This window comes from Pedococcus ginsenosidimutans (genome assembly GCF_039544395.1).
GTDB classification, from domain to species: domain Bacteria; phylum Actinomycetota; class Actinomycetes; order Actinomycetales; family Dermatophilaceae; genus Pedococcus; species Pedococcus ginsenosidimutans.
In genome coordinates, this window is sequence record NZ_BAABLO010000011.1 from 1 (window position 1) to 18,586 (window position 18,586).

Here is an 18,586-nt window from a genome sequence, read left to right on the forward strand (position 1 = left end):
TTCAACCAAAGGATTTTCGTTCCAGAACACCAACCCACAACCAGAAAGGCCATGCAGCCGGCACCCCAGAGACGAGGTAATTGGCATCGATTTTTGACACGCTGTTGAGTTCTCAAGGATCGGACGCGCACCATTCACTCGCCGTTTCCGGCCGGAGTGTTTGGGGCAACCGTTCTAGGTTACTCGCCTCGCAACTTGGGCGTCAAATCCGTTCTCCCTGTGCAGGAAGCCTTGGATCGAGCGCGCTTGGCGTTCGGCGATGACTCAACTGTAGACCATGTTCGGCGAGAGTCCAAAATCGGCCTCGAGGCAGGCTCCTGGAGCCCCCCAGAGGTGCCTCGAGGGGGCCGTTGTCCCACGAGACCCGTTGTGCTGCAACGGATCCCGTGCACCATGCACCGTCACGGGCCCCTGCGAGGCCCTGATTCAGGCGCGAGGACGGCCCCAGGACCAGGCGTACGCACCGTCGTCGACCGCGCGTCCGCCCTCCCCCAGCTCCAGCGGGCGGAAGGTGTCGACCATGACGGCGAGCTCGTCGAAGTACTCGACACCGATGGAGGCCTCGCTCGCCCCCGGCTGGGGACCGTGCGCGTGGCCCCCCGGGTGCACGGAGATGGACCCCTTCCCGATCCCCGAACCCTTGCGGGCCTCGTAGTCGCCGTCGACGTAGAACATGATCTCGTCGCTGTCCACGTTCGAGTGGTAGTACGGCACGGGGATCGACAGCGGGTGGTAGTCCACCTTGCGCGGCACGAAGTTGCAGATGACGAAGTTCCAGCCCTCGAAGACCTGGTGCACCGGCGGCGGCTGGTGCACCCGCCCGGTGATGGGCTCGAAGTCACGGACGTTGAAGACGTACGGGTACAGGCAGCCGTCCCACCCGACCACGTCGAGCGGGTGGAACGGCAGCGTGTGCACCGTCCCCACGATCCCGCCGGGTCCGTTGCCGCGGTGCTTGATGTAGACCTCGGACTCCTCGTCAGCCCTCGCTCCCACGTCCTCGGCCAGCAGCGGCCCCTCCGGACCGCGCAGGTCCCGCTCGCAGTAGGGGGCGTGCTCGAGCAGCTGCCCGTACTTGGACAGGTAGCGCTTGGGCGGTGCGATGTGCGAGTTGGCCTCGATGGCGTACGCCCGCAGCGGGTCCTTCGTCGAGCGCCTCGGGATCCACCGGTGCGTGGTCGCCCTGGGGATGATGACGTAGTCGCCCTCGGCGACGTCGAAGCCGCCGAAGACCGTCTCCACGCGCGCGCGGCCACGCTCGACGTAGACGCACTCGTCACCCACGCCGTTGCGGTACCAGGGGCTCGGGGCGCCGGCCACGGCGTACGAGATGCGCACGTCCCCGTTGCCCAGCACGAGGCGACGGCCGGTCACGACATCGGTGTTCTTGACGTCCTTGGGCGCGAACAGGTCGTGCAGCCTCAGGTGGCGGGGCACCAGCGGGTGGTTGGGAGTCGTGGACAGGTCGCCGATTGACCACTCGCGAGCGCCGACCACGGTCGAGGGTATGTTGCGGTGGTAGAGCAGCGAGGAGTCCGAGGAGAACCCCTCCTCCCCCATGAGCTCCTCGTAGTAGAGCTCCCCGGTCCGGCCACCGCGCGCCGGTCGCCGGTGCTGCGTGTGCCGCTTGGGAGGGATGTCGCCCATGGCCTGGTAGTGCGCCACTGTCCACCTCGTCGTGGTCTCGTCGGCTGGTCCGGACCGGACCGCGGGCCGGGTCCTCGGCCCTTCGCCACCCTAGTAGCCTCGCCGCCATGACACCGACGTCGGAGGCCGCGTCCCAGCGCGTCGCCGACCCCGCCCTCTTCACCGCACTCGTGGACGACGCGGCGGTGTTCCCCCCGGGCAACGCCCCACTCGACGAGGCGGTGCGCCGGCACCGGTTCCACCGCGCCGCCGCGTACGCGCCGATCGTCGGCCCCCTGCTCGTCCCGGTGTCGGATGCAGCTCGCCTCGAGACGGTGGTGGACAGCACCGCCTCGGCGCTCAGCCCCGTCCTGGAGGTCGCGCTGGTCGCACGGCCCGGTGTCCCGACCGCGCAGACGGAAGCAGCCGTGGCAACCCTGTCAGCGGCCCGTGGGGTCGCTCCGGTGGGAGTCGAGACGGCCTGGTCGCCGGCCTGGCGCGACGCGGCGCTCGGCGGGCTCCCCCTGACCCTCGAGGTCCCGCGCAGCGAGGAGCAGCAGTCCTGCCTCGACGACGTACGGAGCGCGGTGCAGGCCGGGACGCGCGTCCAGGCCAAGTTCCGCACCGGCGCCACCCCGACCTGGCCGTGGCCGGACGAGGCGGAGCTCGCCGCGTTCATCGCGGCGGCGGTGGACCGCGAGGTCCCGTTCAAGCTCACCGGCGGCCTGCACCACCTCGTCCGCGGGACCCGGGCGGAGGGTGAGCAGCACGGGCTGCTCAACGTCCTCCTCGCGGTCCACCGGGCCCTGGCCGGCGACGGCCCCGACCTGCTCGTGCCCGTCCTCGCGGACCGGGACAGCGACACCCTCGCCCGCAGCGTCGGCCTCCTTGAGGGAGACGACGTGGGGGCACTGCGCAGGACCTTCACGGCATACGGGTGCTGTGAGGTCACCGACCCGATCAGCGAGCTCATGACGCGCCGCCTCATCCAAGGAGCCTGACCGTGCCCGACCAGACCACCGTGCCCGACCAGACCACGGGCGCCGTCGCGCCCTCGTGGCTGGACGTCCCCGCCGACCACCCCTTCGGCCTGCAGACGCTGGCGTACGGGGTGTTCTCGACCGAGGGCACCGCGCCGCGGGTCGGGGTCCGGGTGGGCGACCTCGTGCTGGACGCCGGCGCCTGTGCCGAGCGCGCCGGCATGGAGTCCGGTGAGGTGTGGCTCGCCCCGACCCTCAACCCGTTCCTGGCACAGGGTCGCCAGGCGTGGGGGGCGGCGCGCGCGTGGCTGACCGAGGTGCTCACCCAGGACACCCACCGCGACTGCGTCGAGCCCCACCTGCTGCCCCTCGAGCAGGTCCGCATGCACCTGCCCCTCGACGTGGCCGACTACGTCGACTTCTACGCCAGCGAGCAGCACGCCACCAACGTGGGCCGCCTGTTCCGTCCGGACTCCGAGCCCCTCACTCCGAACTGGAAGCACCTGCCCATCGGCTACCACGGCAGGGCCGGCACGGTCGTGGTCTCCGGCACGGACGTGGTGCGCCCGAGCGGGCAGCGCAAGGCCCCCACCCAGTCGGCCCCCACCTACGGCCCGAGCACCCGCCTCGACATCGAGGCCGAGCTCGGGTTCGTCGTCGGGGGCTCGACCGAGCTGGGGCAGCGCGTGTCCGTCGACGATGCCGACGAGCACCTCTTCGGGGTCGTGCTGCTCAACGACTGGAGCGCGCGCGACATCCAGGCCTGGGAGTACGTGCCCCTGGGGCCCTTCCTCGGCAAGTCGTTCGCCACGAGCATCTCCGCCTGGGTCGTGCCCATGGACGCCCTGGCCGCGGCGCGAGTCCCCGTCCCCCGCCAGGACCCCGAGCCGCTGCCGTACCTCGTCGGCGCGGGCGCGGCGTACGGGCTCGACATCCACTACGAGGTGGAGCTCAACGGCACCGTGGTCTCCCGCCCCGAGTACCGCGACCAGTACTGGTCCCCCGCCCAGATGCTCGCCCACCTCAGCGTCAACGGCGCCTCGGTGCGGCCGGGCGACCTCTTCGGCTCCGGGACCATCTCCGGCAAGGACCCGGGGACCCGGGGCAGCCTGCTCGAGCTGTCGTGGAACGGCGCCGAGCCCGTGGCGCTGTCCGACGGCTCCACGCGGTCGTTCCTCGAGGACGGTGACGAGGTCGTGCTGCGCGCCTGGGCCCCCGGACCGGGCGGCAGCACGGTCGGGCTGGGCGAGGTGCGGGGCACCATCCTCCCCGCGCGGCCCTGACGGCCTCGACCTAGCGGCGAGGAGCGCGACCCACGACGACGTTGGTGCGACCGACCTTGTCGTGCAGGGCCTGCTTCTGCGGGTCCCAGGACGCCCACAGCAGGTCGAGCACACGCGCCAGCAGGGCGAGCAGGCCCAGCACCGGCACGATCTGCCCGACGAACAGCGCCATCGGCAGGGCGACGCGACGCAGCGCCTCCGCCGTGGACAGGCGGCCCGGCCGGTCGCGCAGGCGCACGCTGATGCCGACGGCGAGCTTGCCGGGCGTCGCCCCCAGCCGCGTGAGGAAGAAGGTCTGGTAGGCGACGAACACCGCGATCGCGACCACGCTGTAGGCCAGCAGGGCGCTGGTGTCGATGCTGTTGGTGAGCGCCGTGAGGTCAGGCTGCTGGCCGTTCTCGGCGTTGCGCATCATCGTGTTGAACTGGTCGACGTAGTCGCCCATCGCCTTGGCCAGGAAGTAGTAGCCGACGATCGCGGCGATGACGCCCTGGATCACCCAGTCGAGGATGAAGGCGCCGACGCGCTGCCAGTACGACGCGAGGGGCTGGCCGTCGGGGGTGCTCGGCTGGGCCGTGGGGAGGCCGCCGTAGGCCGGGGGCGTCCACTGGCCGTGCTGCGGCGTCCCGGGGAACTGCTGGTTGGGGTGCTGCCACGGCGTCGGCGCGGGAGGCTGCACCGGTCCGGACGTGGGGCTGCCCGACGACCCTTGTTGGGGTCCGGGCCCTGACCCCGGCTGTGCCGCCCGGGGCGGGGTGACCTGCCCGGGGTACTGGGGCGGGTGCCCCTGCCCGGGGAACTGCTGCTGCCCTGGCAGGACGGGGGTCGACGCCGCCCGACGGGTCGAGCGCGGGGTGGTGTGCTTGGTCCAGACGACACCATCGAAGTAGCGCAGCTGCTCGGCGTCCTCCGGGTCGTCGAACCAGCCGGCGTGCGTGGGCGTCTGCATGGGGCCAGCCTCTCACGCGTGCTGGGGCGTCCCGCACACGCGCGGGCTGGCCGGCGCGTGTGCGGGACCGGGCGGGCTGGACCGGGCGGGCTGGACCGGGCGCAGTGCAGCGGCGCCGTGCTCGCCGGGCGGCGGCGTGCGGCCGACCCTAGGGTGGATGGCCATGAGCAGCCCCAGCAACTCAGTCCTGCGCACCAAACCCGTCGAGGACGTCCTCGCCCAGGCCGACGACGCCGGCACCGAGGCCGGCGGTGAGGTCACCCACCTGCGGAGGCGGCTCGGCGCCGTCGACCTCATGGGCTTCGGCATCGGCATCGTCATCGGCACCGGCATCTTCACGCTGACCGGCATCGAGGCCAAGAACCACGCCGGACCCGGGGTGGTGTTCTCCTTCGCCATCGCCGGGCTCGTGAGCCTGCTGGCCGCGCTCTGCTACGCCGAGATGGCGGCAGCCGTCCCCACTGCCGGCAGCGCCTACACCTACGCCTACGCCACGATCGGCGAGGTCTTCGCGTGGATCATCGGCTGGGACCTCATCCTCGAGTTCGCACTCGGCGCCGCGGTGGTCGCCCGTGGGTGGTCCGGCTACATGCAGGAGCTGTTCGGCCTGCCCACAGGGCTCTTCGGCGAGAAGGCGCCGGTCAACGTCGGCGCCGTCGCCATCGTCCTGGTCCTCGGCGTCGTCGCCATCATCGGCATCCGCGAGAGCGCCCGGGTCACCAACGCGCTTGTGGCCGTCAAGGTCGCCATCTGCGTGTTCGTCATCGTGGCCGGCGCGTTCTTCGTCAAGGCCGCCAACCTGACGCCGTTCGTGCCCCCCTCGCGGCCCGTGGCCGCCAACACCTCGGGCCTCAAGCAGCCGCTCAGCCAGGCGGTGTTCGGTATCGAGCCGACGGCGTTCGGCTTCGCCGGCGTCCTCACCGCCGCTGCCGTCGTGTTCTTCGCCTACACCGGCTTCGAGGCCGTGGCGAACCTCGGCGAGGAGACCCGCAAGCCCAGCCGCGACCTCCCGCTCGGCCTGCTGGGCACGCTCGGCATCTGCACGGTCCTCTACATCGGCGTCTCGCTCGTCATCACCGGCATGGTGCCGTTCAGCCAGCTCAACGAGGGCGCCCCGATCGCCAGCGCGTTCGAGTCGGTGGGGGCGGGTTGGGCCGCCAAGCTCATCTCCGTGGCAGCGGTCGCCGGCCTGACCTCGGTCATCCTCGTGGACATCGTCGCGATGGGCCGGATCGGCTTCTCCATGGGGCGCGACCGGCTCCTGCCGCCCGCGGTGGCCAAGATCCACCCCAGGTGGGGCACGCCGTACCGGATCACGATGGGCACCATCGTGCTGGTGGCCCTGCTGGCCGCGCTCGTCCCGCTCAAGGCCCTGGCCGACCTCGTCAGCATCGGCACGCTGTTCGCGTTCGTGGTGGTCTCGCTGGCGGTGCCCATCCTGCGGCGCACCCGCCCCGACATGAAGCGGCCGTTCCGCGTGCCGTTCAACCCGGTGATCCCGGTGCTGTCCGCCCTGGCGTGCCTCTACCTCATGACCAACCTGTCCCTCGAGACCTGGTCACGGTTCCTGGTGTGGATGCTCGTGGGCTTCCTCGTCTACTTCCTCTACGGCCGCCGCAACGCACGGCTGGCCCAGCGCGACTGACGCGGTCCACGACCCCACCGACACGAGTTGGGGGCCGGAGCGCTCGCGTCTGCGAGCGCTCCGGCCCCCAAGCTCGTTGTGGCGGGAGACCAGCCGGGCGGTCAGAGGTTGCCGCGGGCGTCCTGCTCGCGCTCGATGGCCTCGAACAGCGCCTTGAAGTTGCCCTTGCCGAACCCGAGCGAGCCATGCCGCTCGATGATCTCGAAGAACACGGTGGGGCGGTCACCGAGGGGCTTGGTGAAGATCTGCAGCAGGTAGCCGTCCTCGTCGCGGTCGACGAGGATCTTGCGCTTCTGCAGCTCCTCGATCGGCACGCGGACGTTGCCGATGCGGGCGCGCAGCTCGGCGTCCTCGTAGTAGCTGTCGGGGGTGTCGAGGAACTCCACACCCTCCTTGCGGAGCTCGTCGACGGTGCGCAGGATGTCGTTGGTCGCCAGGGCCAGGTGCTGGGCGCCGGGACCGTCGTAGAACTCGAGGTACTCGTCGATCTGGCTCTTCTTCTTCGCGATGGCCGGCTCGTTGAGCGGGAACTTCACGCGGTGGTTGCCGTTGGCGACGACCTTGGACATCAGTGCGGAGTAGTCGGTGGCGATGTCGTCACCGATGAACTCGGCCATGTTCACGAAGCCCATGACCTTGTTGTAGAAGGTGACCCACTCCTCCATCTTCCCCAGCTCGACGTTGCCGACGATGTGGTCGAGGGCCTGGAAGAGGCGCTTGGGCGCACCGTCGCGCTTCTCGAAGGTGGAGGTCTTCGCGACGTAGCCCGGCAGGTAGGGCCCGGTGTAGCGGGACCGGTCGACGAGGCTGTGCACCGTCTCGCCGTAGGTCGCGATCGACGCGATGCGCACCGTGCCGTGCTCGTCGGTGATGTCCTCGGCCTCGCGGACCACGCGGGCGCCGGCGGCCTTGGCCTGCGCGACGCACTTGTCGACGTCCGGGACCTCGAGGGCGATGTCGACGACACCGTCGCCGTGCTTGGCGTGGTGGGCGATGAGCGGGCTGTCGGGGGTGACCGCACCGTTGACGACGAAGCGGATCGAGCCGGACTTCAGCACGAACGACTTGTGGTCGCGCTGGCCGTTCTCGGGGCCGGAGTAGGCCACGAGCTCCATGCCCCACGCGGACATGTAGTAGTGCGCGGTCTGGGTCGCGTTGCCGACGACGAAGACGATGGAGTCCCAGCCCGTGACCGGGAACGGGTCCTTCGACTCGTCGTACTCGACGAGGCCGACGAGCTGCTTGAGCTGCTCGATGTCGAGGTTGGCCTCGCGCTCCTGCGGGGTCAGGTCAAGGGTGGTGTCCGTCATGGCTGCAGCGTGGCGGCTGCGAGGGATGTGGGCAACCGTACGCCGCGGGACTGAGCAGAGTGCGCAGAGTGCCTGCCATGGGGTTGCCATGGGTGGACAATGTGACCATGATCCTCGACGACCTCGACCGTCGCGTGCTCGCCCTGTTCGCCGACCAGCCCCAGGTGGGGGTGCTGGGGGCCTCGCGGGCGCTCGGCGTCGCGCGCGGCACCGTACAGGCGCGCCTCGACCGCCTGGTGTCCCGCGGGGTGATCAGGTCGTGGGCTCCCCAGCTCGACCCGGCCGCGATGGGCTACCCCGTGTCGGCGTTCTGCACTCTCGAGATCCGCCAGGGCCGCGGCCACTCCCCCGTCGTCGAGCACCTGCAGGGGATCCCCGAGGTGCTCGAGGCCCACACCATCACCGGCTCGGGTGACGTGTTCATCCACATCGTCGCCCGTGACAACGCCGACCTCCAGCGCGTCATCGACGCCGTGGTCGACGACCAGCACGTGGTGCGCGCCAACACGACGATCTCGCTGGCCACCAGGATCCCGCTGCGGACGCTGCCGCTCGTCCAGTCCGGCGGCTGAGGCGGCTAGCCCCGCCGCGGCACGCTGCCCGAAGTCCCAGACTTCGGGTCACCTTGGGGCGCGGAGGGCCGAAGTCCCGGACTTCGGGTCACCCGGGGTTGCAATGACCCGAAGTCCCGGACTTCGGGTCACCCGGGGGCGCGGTGGACCGAAGTCCCAGACTTCGGGGCATGGGCGTCGGCGGCGCGGGTGGTGACGGGCCGGTTGGGGTCAGGTGGCGTTGCCGAGGGCGAAGGACACCACGACCGAGGCAGCGACGACCACTGCGCCCCAGGCCATCGCCGCGCCACCGGACCCACCCTCGGTCGACGATCGCCGACGGCTGCCCACGAGGACGAGCGCGACGCCGACGGCGTTCATGGGCAGGGCCGCCCACCACCCCGGCTCGGGCACCGCGACGGCTCCCCAGGTGAACAGGCCGCTGACGAGGACCGCCAGCGTGACGATCATCGCCCGGGCGATGCTGATCCTGGTCTCGACGTAGGCGTTGGCCATGGCGTGGCCCTCAGCGGCGGCCGACGAACCAGGCGCGGATCTTCTCGATCCGGGCGGTCACCTGGTCGGAGGTGGCCTCCTCCAGGGAGGGTCCGCCGCAGGCGCGACGCAGGTCGTTGTGGACGACGCCGTGGGGGGCGTTGTTCTTGCGCGCGTAGGCAGCGACGAGCTTGTTCAGCTCCTTGCGCTGTGCGGCGAGCGCCCGGTGCGCGGACACCGGCGCCTCGGCCACCTTGGGCCGTCGCCCGTGCTGGGCGGTCTGCCGCTCGTGGAGCAGCACCGCCATCTGGTCGGGCTCGAGCAGCCCTGGCAGGCCGAGGTACTCCTGCTCCTCCTCGGACCCGACGACGGCGTTGAGCCCGAACTGCTTCGCGTCGAACAGCACGTGGTCGAACTCGGCGTCCGACTCCAGGGCCTCGAAGGTGAGCTGGTCGATGTCGGGGGTGCGGGTGGTGCGGTTGGCCGCCTCGAGCAGCGCGTCCTCCTCGGCCCACATAGCCGCGGCGCTGCCGTCGTCCTTCTGCGGCCGGTCGAGGGCGTGGTCGCGCTCGTCCTCCAGGCGGGCCGCGTGCTCGAGGATCACCGGCACGGACGGCAGGAACACCGAGGCGGTCTCACCACGGCGGCGGGCGCGGACGAAGCGGCCCACGGCCTGGGCGAAGAACAGGGGCGTCGAGGTCGACGTCGCGTAGACCCCGACGCACAGCCGGGGCACGTCCACGCCCTCGGACACCATGCGCACGGCCACCATCCACCGCGAGTCGCCCGCGGCGTACTCCTCGATGCGCTCGGAGGACCCGGCGTCGTCGGAGAGCACCGTGGTGACCTTCTCGCCGGTGATCGACTCGAGGATCCTCGCGTAGGCGCGGGCCGAGGTCTGGTTGGAGGCGATGACGAGGCCACCGGCGTCCGGGACCCCGCGGCGTACCTCGGTGAGGCGCTTGTCAGCGGCGGCCAGGACCGACGGGATCCACTCGCCCTTGGGGTCGAGCGCCGTGCGCCAGGCGTGGGCCATGGCGTCCTTGGTCAGCATCTCGCCGAGGCGGGCTGCGATCTCGTCACCGGCCTTGGTGCGCCAGCGCATGGCCCCGCCGTACGCGAGGAAGAGCACCGGTCGGACGACGCCGTCGCGCAGCGCCTCGGCGTATCCGTAGGTGTAGTCCGCGGACGAGCGACGGATCCCGTCACGGTCCTCGGCGTAGGTCACGAACGGGATCGGCGAGGTGTCCGAGCGGAACGGGGTGCCGGTGAGCGCCAGGCGCCGCGCCGCCGGCTCGAACGCCTCGCGGATGGCGTCACCCCACGAGAGGTTGTCGCCGCCGTGGTGGATCTCGTCGAGGATGACAAGCGTCGGCGCGGACTCCGTGCGCGTGCGGTGCAGCGAGGGACGGCTGGCGACCTGGGCGTAGGTCAGGGCCACCCCGTGGTACTCGCTGGAGTGCCGCGCCGAGGAGTTGGAGAACTTCGGGTCGATGTGGATGCCGACGCGGGCAGCCGCCTCGGCCCACTGGGTCTTGAGGTGCTCGGTGGGCGCCACGATGGTGACGGCCGAGATGGTGCCGCGGCCGAGGAGCTCGGTGGCCAGGCGCAGCGCGTAGGTGGTCTTGCCGGCGCCCGGGGTCGCGACCGCGAGGAAGTCGCGGGGGTCGGACTGCAGGTAGCTGCTCAGCGCGGCCTGCTGCCACGCGCGCAGCTTGGACGCAGTCCCCCAGGCCGCCCGCTCCGGGAAGGCTGGTGACAGGTGCGAAGCGGCGGCGGTACTCATAGGCGAGCCACGGTAGCCGCTGTCGCGAAACGACATGCCGAGGCCCCGGCATCGCTGCCGGGGCCTCGGGGTGTGCTAGGTCGGTGCTGCCTTCTCACCGGGACGGCGCGGCGCCGTCGGAGGTGCTGCCGCGCGGCTACCTGCCCTGGCGGTAGGTCACCCAGGAGTTCTGCATCCGGGTGGTCTGGCCGGTGGTGAAGGTGTTCATGCAGGCGTCGTCGGTGTAGTCCATGAAGTTCTTGATGGGGTCCAGGCCGGAGGACGAGGCGCAGCTGTCGCGACCGGTCGGGCAGCCGTAGGCGGGGGACGCCTCGGCCGGGGTGTCGGAGACGTAGTCGCCCTGACCGGTGCAGCCGCCCTGGAACGTGTGGTAGAGCCCGGCCCAGTGGCCGATCTCGTGGGTGGCGGTGTCACCGAGGTTGTAGGGGGACGCCGTACCGCCCGGCACGCTCTGGTCGAGGATGACGACGCCGTCCATGGCGTCGTAGCTCGACTTGGGGAAGGTGGCCCAGCCGAGCAGTCCGCCGGAGAGGTTGGCCGTGTAGATGTTGAGGTCGGCCATGGTGCCCTTGCGCAGCGTCGTCTTCATCGACCGCTCGGCGCTGCTGCCCTGCGACAGGTTGTACCAGCTGCTGTTGTTCGTCGTGTCCGTCCCGGCGAGCGTGAAGCTGAAGCCCGAAGAGGCGTAGGCGTTGTTGAGGACCGAGAGCTGGTTGCTGATCTGGCTGGAGCTGATCGCGCCCGCGGAGCCGCTGGTGATGACGTGCACGTAGACCCGCACGGTGGTCGCGGCGAACGCCCCGCCACCCCCGGGCTTGCGGGCCGAGCCGTTGGCCGCCTTGGTGTAGCCCTTGGCCGCCATCGCCTTGGCGAGGCCGGCCTCCATCGACTTGGCCTGGGCCGGGGACAGCTCGTTGCCGTCCTGGCGGTTGCCGCCCTGGGCGGACCTGGCCGCGTTCACCGAGTCGTGGTGGGTGGAGCACTCGGCGGCGACGGTGCTCTCGCCGGCCATCGGCTGCGCGGTGGCGCTGCCCTGGCCGAGGCCGAGCGCCGCGGCACCCAGCAGGAGGGACGAGAGTGCGATGCGGGATCGAAGCTTCATGGGCGTCCTTTCACAGGGCACCCGGCCTGCGGTGACCGGGGCCGACGCCGCGACGCTACGTTTCCGGCGCCGGACCTGGCCTCAACGGCAGGTAAAGACTCGTTCGCAAAAGGGCAGGTCAGGGAACCTGCGAGGGGTGAGTGTGCTCCTGGGTCGCCTGTGGCGACGGCGACCCGAGCGGTGTCAGCGGCGCGCGGCGCCGCTCACTCCCCGCCGTCCTGGGGGGCGCGGAGGCCTTCGTAGATCTCCTTGCAGGTGGGGCACACGGGGAACTTCTTGGGGTCGCGGCCGGGTACCCAGACCTTGCCGCACAGCGCCACCACCGGCTCCCCCGACATCGCGCTCTCGAGGATCTTCTCCTTGCGCACGTAGTGGGAGAAGCGCTCGTGGTCGCCGGGCTCCTGCAGCTGCTCCTCGACCTGCTCGCGCTCCAGCACGGCGGTCTGGGTGGAGGGCTGGGCCGACGGGGCCAGCGGGTCGTCCAGCGGGATCTGGGGCTCGCTCATGCCCACGAGTGTATGCCGCGGTCCCGCGCCCGCCGCCCCTGCGCGGGCGGCGTCCGCGGCCCGGCTGCCCCGCCCGGAGGCGTCAGTTCAGCTCGGGGTCGGCCGGGAACGTGGCGACGAAGGCGAGGTGGTCGCGCTGGCGCCGCAGCACACGTACCCAGAGCTGCTCGGGCTCTGCGTCGAAGGCGTCGCGGCCCTCGGACTCCACGACGTACCAGCTGCCCGAACGCACCTCGTCCTCGAGCTGGCCGGGCGACCACCCGGAGTACCCGGCGAAGATCCGCAGGCCCGCGACCTCGGGGACCACGATCGCCGGAGGGGCGTCGAGGTCCACCAGGCCCAGCCCGCGGAAGAGGCGCTTGACCCCCATGGGCTCGACGTCGCCGGGCACCGTCACCAGCCCGAGGGCGCTGTCGAGGCCCACCGGGCCACCCTCGAACAGGACCGCTGGCGCCGTGACGTGGGGCTGCCAGTCCGGGAGGACGGCGTCGACCCGGGCCTCCATCGGCCGGTTGAGCACGACGCCCTGGGCGCCCTCGGTGTCGTGGTGGAGCAGGAGCACGACGCTGCGGCAGAACACCCCTTCCTCGATCTGGGGTGTCGCGACGAGCAGGCTGCCCGACAGGTCGGTGTCCACGTCACCATCATGCCCACACACGCCGCAGCCCCGGTCGCCGGGACCGGGGCTGTGGCTGTTCGGTTGATGTCACGCCCGGGTGATCGGGCGCAGACGGTGGGGCGTCAGCCTCGCGAGTAGCTGCCGCGCTCGCGCTGGCCGCCGGGGCGGTCGCCGTAGGAGCGGTTGCCGCCCTGGCGCGGGCCACGGGGACCGCCACCGCGGGGGCCGCCGCCACGCGGGCCACCGTGTCCACCGGGACGACGGCCACCACGCTTCTCACCCTCGAGGACGCGACGGACCTGGTCCTCGGGGACCGGGATGCCGCTCGGGGTCACGGCGCCGGTCGCCGCGAGGCGCTCGTCGCCGGGAACCGCCTTGGTCGGGACCGCGTCGATGCCGGCCTCGCGAGCCATGCGCTCCATGGTGCGGCGCTGGTGCGGGAGGGCCAGGGTGACGACGGTGCCCTTGTCACCGGCGCGGGCGGTGCGGCCCGAGCGGTGCAGGTAGTCCTTGTGGTCGGCCGGCGGGTCGACCTGCAGGACGACGGAGACGTCGTCGACGTGGATGCCGCGGGCGGCGACGTCGGTGGCGACGAGCACCGGCAGGCTCCCGTCACGGAAGGCACCGAGGACGCGGTTGCGGGCGCCTTGGTTGAGGCCGCCGTGCAGCGCGGCCGCGAAGACGCCCTGCTCGCGCAGCTGGAGGGCGACGCGGTCGGCCCCGAGCTTGGTGCGGACGAAGACGACCGTGCGACCGGAGCGGTTGGCGACCTCGGCGGTGATGGTCTTCTTGTGCATCGGGTCGATGAGCAGCACGTGGTGCTCCATCGTCGTCACCGAGGCCTTGGCGTCGTCGGTGGAGTGCGTCACCGGGTCGGTGAGGTAGCCCTCGACGAGCTTGTCGACACCCTTGTCCAGCGTCGCGGAGAACAGCATGCGCTGGCCCCCGGCGGGCATCTGGTCGAGGATCGCGGTCACCTCGGGCATGAAGCCCATGTCGGCCATGTGGTCGGCCTCGTCGAGGACGGCGATCTCGATGGCGTCGAGGATGACGGCCTCACGCTCGACCAGGTCCTTGAGCCGGCCCGGGGTGGCGATGAGCAGGTCGACACCGCGGTTGAGGGCGTTGATCTGCGTCGTGTACGACAGGCCACCGGCGACGAGCTTGTGGCGCAGTCCGAGGACGTGCACGAGGGGCTCGAGCGCGTCGGACACCTGCATGGCCAGCTCGCGGGTGGGCACCAGGACCAGGGCGCGGGGGCGGCGCGGGGACGCCTTCTGGCCGTTGTCGAGGCGCGACAGCGCGGGAAGGCCGAACGCCAGCGTCTTGCCGGAGCCGGTCTGGCCGCGGCCGAGGACGTCCTTGCCGGCCAGCGCGTCGGGGATGGTGGCGGCCTGGATCGGGAACGGCGTGGTGATGCCGTCGCGGGCCAGTCGCTCGACGAGGCGGTCCGAGAGCCCGAGGGCGCTGAAGCCGTTGTCCTCGGCGACGGTCACGGGGCCGTCGACGCTCTTGCGGGTCGCCTTGACCCAGGTGTCGGCCTCCATGCGCTCGGCCTCGGGGTCGACCTGGTCCTCGAAGCGCGGGGCGCGGTCGAAGCGGTCGTTGCGGTTGAAGGAGCGCTGAGGACGGTCGTCACGGTTGAACTCGCGGCGCGGGCCACGGTTGTCGTCGCGGTCGAACGAACGGGCCGGGCGGTCGTCGCGGTTGAACTCGCGGCGCGGGCCACGGTTGTCGTCACGGTCGAACGAACGGGCCGGGCGGTCGTCACGGTTGAACTCGCGGCGCGGGCCACGGTTGTCGTCACGGTCGAACGAACGCTGGGGGCGGTCGTCGTTGGAGAAGCGGGTCACGGGGCGGTCCTCACGGGAGTAGGTGCTGCGCTGGGGGCGCTCGTCGCGGGAGAACTCGCGGCGCGGGCCACGGTTGTCGTCACGGTCGAAGCGACGGACCGGGCGGTCGTCGCGGGAGAAGTCACGGCGCTGGGGCCGCTGGTCACGGTCGAACTCGCGGCGCGGGCCACGGTTGTCGTCGCGGTCGAACGAACGCTGGGGGCGGTCGTCACGGTTGAACGAGCGCTGCGGGCGGTCGTCGCGGTTGAACTCGCGGCGCGGGCCACGGTTGTCGTCGCGGTTGAACGAGCGCTGCGGGCGGTCGTCGCGGTTGAACTCGCGGCGCGGGCCACGGTTGTCGTCGCGGTTGAACGAGCGCTGCGGGCGCTCGTCGCGGTTGAACTCGCGGCGCGGGCCACGGTTGTCGTCGCGGTTGAACGAGCGCTGCGGGCGCTCGTCACGGGAGTCGCGGCGCTGCGGCCGGTCGTCACGGTCGAACTCACGGCGGGCGAGGCGGTCCGCGTCGCGGGCCGGGCGGCTGCCGTACGAGGACTTGCCGGCGCCACCGGCAGCCGACTGTCCGCGGTGGGCCTTCTTGGGGCCCTTCTTCGCGGCAGCCTTCTGGTCAGGGGTCCAACGAGCCTTTTTGGGCGCGCCGGATCGCAGGTTCTTGGGCACAGATGTTCAACTCACTTCAGGTGCTCGAGGTAGACACGTCTCGAGCCACCTGGCGAGGGAAGCGATGAAGACGAGCCTCAGGCGCGTCAGCGCCCGCTGGACCGGACCAACAGTTGTCATCCGGTGGGGCTCAGTCGGAGTCGGGAAAACGTGGTGAGGCCACTGTGCCTCCGGTGGCGCTGCCAGGCGCCTGCCGAACTGAGCACCTTCATCCTACCAGCGCCAGCGACGCCTTCCGACCACGGCGAGGGTGACGCCGAGCACCACTCCCCCGAGGTCCGCCACCGCGTCCCACGGGTCCCCCGACCGGTGCGGCAGCAGGTAGTGCTGCAGCAGCTCGCTCACGGGTGCGTGCAGCGCGAGCGCACCGACGACCAGCGCGGGGTGCAGGCGCGTCGGCCGGGCCACCAGCAGCAGGACGGTCGGCACCCCGAAGAGCAGCACGTGCACGACCTTGTCGGTCCAGGGCACCGGTCCCACCACGTCGACCCGCGGCCAGTAGATCGCGGCGAGGTGGACCAGGACCGCGAGGACCGCGACGACCCGGACCGTGGAACGGCCGCTTCCCGTCGTGCCCGCGGGCAGGAGGGTGTGGTCGGTCCGCTGGGTCACCCGACCAGCGTAGGCGGCGTGGCTGGTGGCCGAGGAATCGGTCACCGGTCGACGGTGTTGGCCCCGAGGTGACCGTGACGACAGCACCGACGACAGCACCGACGACAGAACCGCAGACCAGTGAGCCCGACACCGAGCCGACCGCACCGCGTACCCGGCCGCTGTCCCTCCTCGACTTCGTGGACGTGCCCGCGGGGCTGAGCGCCCAGGACGCGATCGCGCGGAGCACGCGGGTGGCCCAGGCTGCCGACCGGCTCGGCTACTCGCGGTACTGGATCAGCGAGCACCACAGCTTCGCCGGCCTCGCGAGCAGCTCTCCCGAGATCCTCATCGCCCACCTCGCCGGCCAGACCACGGGGATCCGCGTCGGCGCGGCGGGGATCATGCTCCCCAACCACTCGCCGCTGAAGGTGGCCGAGTGGTTCAAGACCCTGGAGATGCTCCACCCGGGACGGATCGACCTCGGGCTCGGACGGGCGCCCGGCACGGACCAGCTCACGGCGTTCGCCCTGCGCCGCTCGCGCGAGGCGCTGACCGCCGACGACTTCCCGCAGCAGGCGGCAGAGCTGCTCGCGTTCCTGTCGGACAGCTGGCCCGGCGACCACCCCTTCAAGGCCGTCCTCGCGACCCCGGTGGTGGACACCTCACCGGAGCTGCTGATGCTCGGGTCGAGCGGGTGGGGGTCGGCCTTCGCCGCCGCGAACGGGATGACGACGGTCTTCGCCCACCACATGGCGCCGGAGCTGGCGGTCGACGCCCTGCGGGCCTACCGGCGCGACTTCCGCCCCGGCCTCGTGGGTGACACCCCGCGCGTCATCATCTCGGTGCTCGCGCTGGCGACCGAGGACGAGGAGGTGGCGGCCGACTTCCGTGCCGGCTGGGCACTGCAGATGCGGCGCATCCGCAGCGGCGACACCACCCGCCCGAGCGCCGCGGACATCCGCGCGTTCCGGCTGTCCGACGACTACGCCCGCCTGGCCCCGAGCCTCGAGGGCCGGGTGTTCGCAGGACCCGCGGCCGACGTGGCGAAGGAGCTGTCGGCGCTGGCGGACGAGGCCGGTGCCGACGAGGTCACCCTCGTGACCCCGACGCCCGACCTCGACGCCAAGCTGCGCAGCCTGGAGCTGCTAGCCGATGAGCTCGGCCTCGTCGCGCGAGGGTGAGGCCGCCTCGGCGACGGCTGCGCGCTCGGCCGCTTCCGGGCTCTGACCCAGCACCGCGGCCTTGACGGCCGCGGCGACCACCTTCGAGACGTCGGGGTGGAAGACGCTCGGGATGATGTAGGCCGGGTTGAGCTCGTCGGGGTGGACGACCTCGGAGAGCGCCTTCGCGGCTGCGAGCATCACGTCGAGGTCGATCGAGGTCGACGCCGCGTCGAGCAGGCCGCGGAAGACTCCGGGGAAGACCAGGACGTTGTTGATCTGGTTGGCGAAGTCGGAGCGGCCCGTCGCGACGACGGCAGCGTGCTGCGCCGCGGCGATGGGGTCGACCTCGGGCTCGGGGTTGGCCATGGCGAAGACGATCGCGTCGTCGTTCATGGTCGCGATGTCGTCACCGGTGAGGATGCCGGGGGCCGAGACGCCGATGAAGACGTCGGCACCGGCCACGGCCTCCTTGAGCGTCCCGGTCAGGCCGCGCCGGTTGGTGTTGGCCGCGACCCACCGCAGGTTGTGCTGGCCCTCGGCGGCGAGGTCCTCGCGCGCCGCGTGCACCACGCCGTACTGGTCGGCGACGACGACGTCGCGCGCGCCGGCCTTGAGGAGCAGCTTGAGGATCGCGGTGCCGGCTGCGCCTGCCCCGCTCAGCACGACCCGCGACTCGCTGAGGTCCTTGCGGACCACGCGCAGGGCGTTGCGCAGCGCCGCGAGGGTGACGATCGCGGTGCCGTGCTGGTCGTCGTGGAAGACCGGGATGTCGAGCTCCTCGCGCAGCCGCGCCTCGATCTCGAAGCAGCGCGGGGCCGAGATGTCCTCGAGGTTGATGCCGGCGAACACCGGGCTGATCGCCTTGACGGCGGTGATGATCTCCTCGGTGTCCTGGGTGTCGAGGCAGATCGGGAAGGCGTCGATGTCGGCGAACCGCTTGAACAGCGCCGCCTTGCCCTCCATCACCGGCAGCGCGCCGAGCGGGCCGATGTTGCCGAGCCCGAGGACCGCCGAGCCGTCGGTCACGACGGCGACCGTGTTGCGCTTGATCGTCAGCCGGCGGGCATCCGCGGGGTTCTCCGCGATCGCCATGCACACGCGGGCCACCCCGGGGGTGTAGATCAGCGAGAGGTCGTCACGGTTGCGGATCGGGACCTTGGACTCGATCTTCAGCTTGCCGCCGAGGTGCACGAGGAAGGTGCGGTCGGACACCTTGCCGATCTCGACGCCGTGGACGCCCCGCATCTGCTCGACGATCTCGTCGGCGTGCGAGGTGTCGCGGGCGGCGGCGGTGACGTCGACCCGGAGCCGGTCCGCCCCGGACGCGGTGACGTCCAGACCGGTGACCAGTCCCCCGCTCTTCTCGATGACCCCCGTGAGCTCGGAGACCGCGGTGGCGCGGGCCGGGAGCGTGAGGCGGACGGTGATGGAGTTGGACACGGAGGGCACGGCGGTCATGCCGTGCAT

Annotated in this window: 16 protein-coding genes; 5 read left to right on the forward strand and 11 right to left on the reverse strand. The window is 71.5% G+C overall.

Translation table 11 applies throughout. The features are described from left to right. Positions 1–426: 426 nt before the first annotated feature. Positions 427–1,665, reverse strand: coding sequence for a homogentisate 1,2-dioxygenase (locus tag ABEA42_RS11050; RefSeq protein WP_345503297.1), 1,239 nt, complete (start codon positions 1,663–1,665; stop codon positions 427–429). 89 nt (positions 1,666–1,754) lie between these two features. Here ABEA42_RS11050 and ABEA42_RS11055 point away from each other — a divergent pair, with 89 nt between their 5' ends. Further along, positions 1,755–2,627 (forward strand): hypothetical protein, encoded by an 873-nt coding sequence (locus ABEA42_RS11055; protein ID WP_345503298.1) that lies wholly within the window; start codon positions 1,755–1,757, stop codon positions 2,625–2,627. A 2-nt stretch (positions 2,628–2,629) separates the two neighbouring features. Next, positions 2,630–3,889 carry a fumarylacetoacetase gene (gene fahA, locus ABEA42_RS11060; RefSeq protein ID WP_345503299.1) on the forward strand — a complete coding sequence of 420 codons (1,260 nt, stop codon included), beginning with the start codon at positions 2,630–2,632 and terminating at the stop codon, positions 3,887–3,889. 10 nt (positions 3,890–3,899) lie between these two features. On the opposite strand, the gene ABEA42_RS11065 is transcribed toward fahA, so the two are convergent. Further along, positions 3,900–4,838: an RDD family protein gene (locus tag ABEA42_RS11065; RefSeq protein WP_345503300.1), complete on the reverse strand. Its 939-nt coding sequence runs from the start codon at positions 4,836–4,838 to the stop codon at positions 3,900–3,902. A gap of 163 nt (positions 4,839–5,001) precedes the next feature. Here ABEA42_RS11065 and ABEA42_RS11070 point away from each other — a divergent pair, with 163 nt between their 5' ends. Then, a complete protein-coding gene (locus tag ABEA42_RS11070; protein WP_345503302.1) occupies positions 5,002–6,483 on the forward strand; it encodes an APC family permease in 1,482 nt (493 codons plus the stop codon). 101 nt (positions 6,484–6,584) lie between these two features. Here the strand turns inward: ABEA42_RS11070 and hppD are convergent, their stop codons facing one another. Further along, entirely contained in the window at positions 6,585–7,793 is a 1,209-nt protein-coding gene (gene hppD / locus ABEA42_RS11075; protein WP_345503303.1) for a 4-hydroxyphenylpyruvate dioxygenase, read from the reverse strand. Positions 7,794–7,900: 107 nt separating this feature from the next. On the opposite strand from hppD, the gene ABEA42_RS11080 reads away from it, so the two are divergent. Next, on the forward strand, positions 7,901–8,365 hold the full coding sequence (locus ABEA42_RS11080; RefSeq protein ID WP_345503304.1) for an Lrp/AsnC family transcriptional regulator: 465 nt from the start codon (positions 7,901–7,903) through the stop codon (positions 8,363–8,365). 210 nt (positions 8,366–8,575) lie between these two features. On the opposite strand, the gene ABEA42_RS11085 is transcribed toward ABEA42_RS11080, so the two are convergent. The 7 genes from ABEA42_RS11085 to ABEA42_RS11115 form a co-directional block, all read right to left on the reverse strand. Then, positions 8,576–8,860 (reverse strand): hypothetical protein, encoded by a 285-nt coding sequence (locus ABEA42_RS11085; RefSeq protein WP_345503305.1) that lies wholly within the window; start codon positions 8,858–8,860, stop codon positions 8,576–8,578. Between the two features lie 10 nt (positions 8,861–8,870). Then, complete coding sequence (locus ABEA42_RS11090) at positions 8,871–10,625, reverse strand: DEAD/DEAH box helicase (RefSeq protein ID WP_345503307.1); 1,755 nt, start codon at positions 10,623–10,625, stop codon at positions 8,871–8,873. A 136-nt stretch (positions 10,626–10,761) separates the two neighbouring features. Then, on the reverse strand, positions 10,762–11,727 hold the full coding sequence (locus ABEA42_RS11095; RefSeq protein ID WP_345503309.1) for a zinc metalloprotease: 966 nt from the start codon (positions 11,725–11,727) through the stop codon (positions 10,762–10,764). Between the two features lie 203 nt (positions 11,728–11,930). Then, positions 11,931–12,233 carry a DUF3039 domain-containing protein gene (locus ABEA42_RS11100; RefSeq protein WP_345503310.1) on the reverse strand — a complete coding sequence of 101 codons (303 nt, stop codon included), beginning with the start codon at positions 12,231–12,233 and terminating at the stop codon, positions 11,931–11,933. A gap of 82 nt (positions 12,234–12,315) precedes the next feature. Further along, complete coding sequence (locus tag ABEA42_RS11105) at positions 12,316–12,870, reverse strand: YqgE/AlgH family protein (protein WP_345503311.1); 555 nt, start codon at positions 12,868–12,870, stop codon at positions 12,316–12,318. A 104-nt stretch (positions 12,871–12,974) separates the two neighbouring features. Further along, a complete protein-coding gene (locus ABEA42_RS11110) occupies positions 12,975–15,362 on the reverse strand; it encodes a DEAD/DEAH box helicase (protein WP_345503313.1) in 2,388 nt (795 codons plus the stop codon). 213 nt (positions 15,363–15,575) lie between these two features. Beyond that, complete coding sequence (locus tag ABEA42_RS11115) at positions 15,576–15,974, reverse strand: VanZ family protein (RefSeq protein WP_345503315.1); 399 nt, start codon at positions 15,972–15,974, stop codon at positions 15,576–15,578. A gap of 74 nt (positions 15,975–16,048) precedes the next feature. On the opposite strand from ABEA42_RS11115, the gene ABEA42_RS11120 reads away from it, so the two are divergent. Further along, positions 16,049–17,137: an LLM class flavin-dependent oxidoreductase gene (locus ABEA42_RS11120; RefSeq protein WP_345503317.1), complete on the forward strand. Its 1,089-nt coding sequence runs from the start codon at positions 16,049–16,051 to the stop codon at positions 17,135–17,137. Here ABEA42_RS11120 and ABEA42_RS11125 read toward each other — a convergent pair. Further along, a complete protein-coding gene (locus ABEA42_RS11125) occupies positions 17,102–18,577 on the reverse strand; it encodes an NAD-dependent malic enzyme (RefSeq protein ID WP_345503319.1) in 1,476 nt (491 codons plus the stop codon). The two genes, ABEA42_RS11120 and ABEA42_RS11125, sit on opposite strands and share 36 nt — an antisense overlap. Between the last annotated feature and the right edge of the window lie 9 nt (positions 18,578–18,586).

Coding starts and splice junctions, on each gene's coding strand:
- ABEA42_RS11090 (WP_345503307.1), bottom strand. CDS start 10,625: ATGAGTACCGCCGCCGCTTCGCACCTGTCACCAGCCTTCCCGGAGCGG.
- ABEA42_RS11080 (WP_345503304.1), top strand. CDS start 7,901: ATGATCCTCGACGACCTCGACCGTCGCGTGCTCGCCCTGTTCGCCGAC.
- ABEA42_RS11070 (WP_345503302.1), top strand. CDS start 5,002: ATGAGCAGCCCCAGCAACTCAGTCCTGCGCACCAAACCCGTCGAGGAC.
- ABEA42_RS11125 (WP_345503319.1), bottom strand. CDS start 18,577: ATGACCGCCGTGCCCTCCGTGTCCAACTCCATCACCGTCCGCCTCACG.
- ABEA42_RS11085 (WP_345503305.1), bottom strand. CDS start 8,860: ATGGCCAACGCCTACGTCGAGACCAGGATCAGCATCGCCCGGGCGATG.
- hppD (WP_345503303.1), bottom strand. CDS start 7,793: ATGACGGACACCACCCTTGACCTGACCCCGCAGGAGCGCGAGGCCAAC.
- ABEA42_RS11095 (WP_345503309.1), bottom strand. CDS start 11,727: ATGAAGCTTCGATCCCGCATCGCACTCTCGTCCCTCCTGCTGGGTGCC.
- ABEA42_RS11055 (WP_345503298.1), top strand. CDS start 1,755: ATGACACCGACGTCGGAGGCCGCGTCCCAGCGCGTCGCCGACCCCGCC.
- ABEA42_RS11100 (WP_345503310.1), bottom strand. CDS start 12,233: ATGAGCGAGCCCCAGATCCCGCTGGACGACCCGCTGGCCCCGTCGGCC.
- ABEA42_RS11065 (WP_345503300.1), bottom strand. CDS start 4,838: ATGCAGACGCCCACGCACGCCGGCTGGTTCGACGACCCGGAGGACGCC.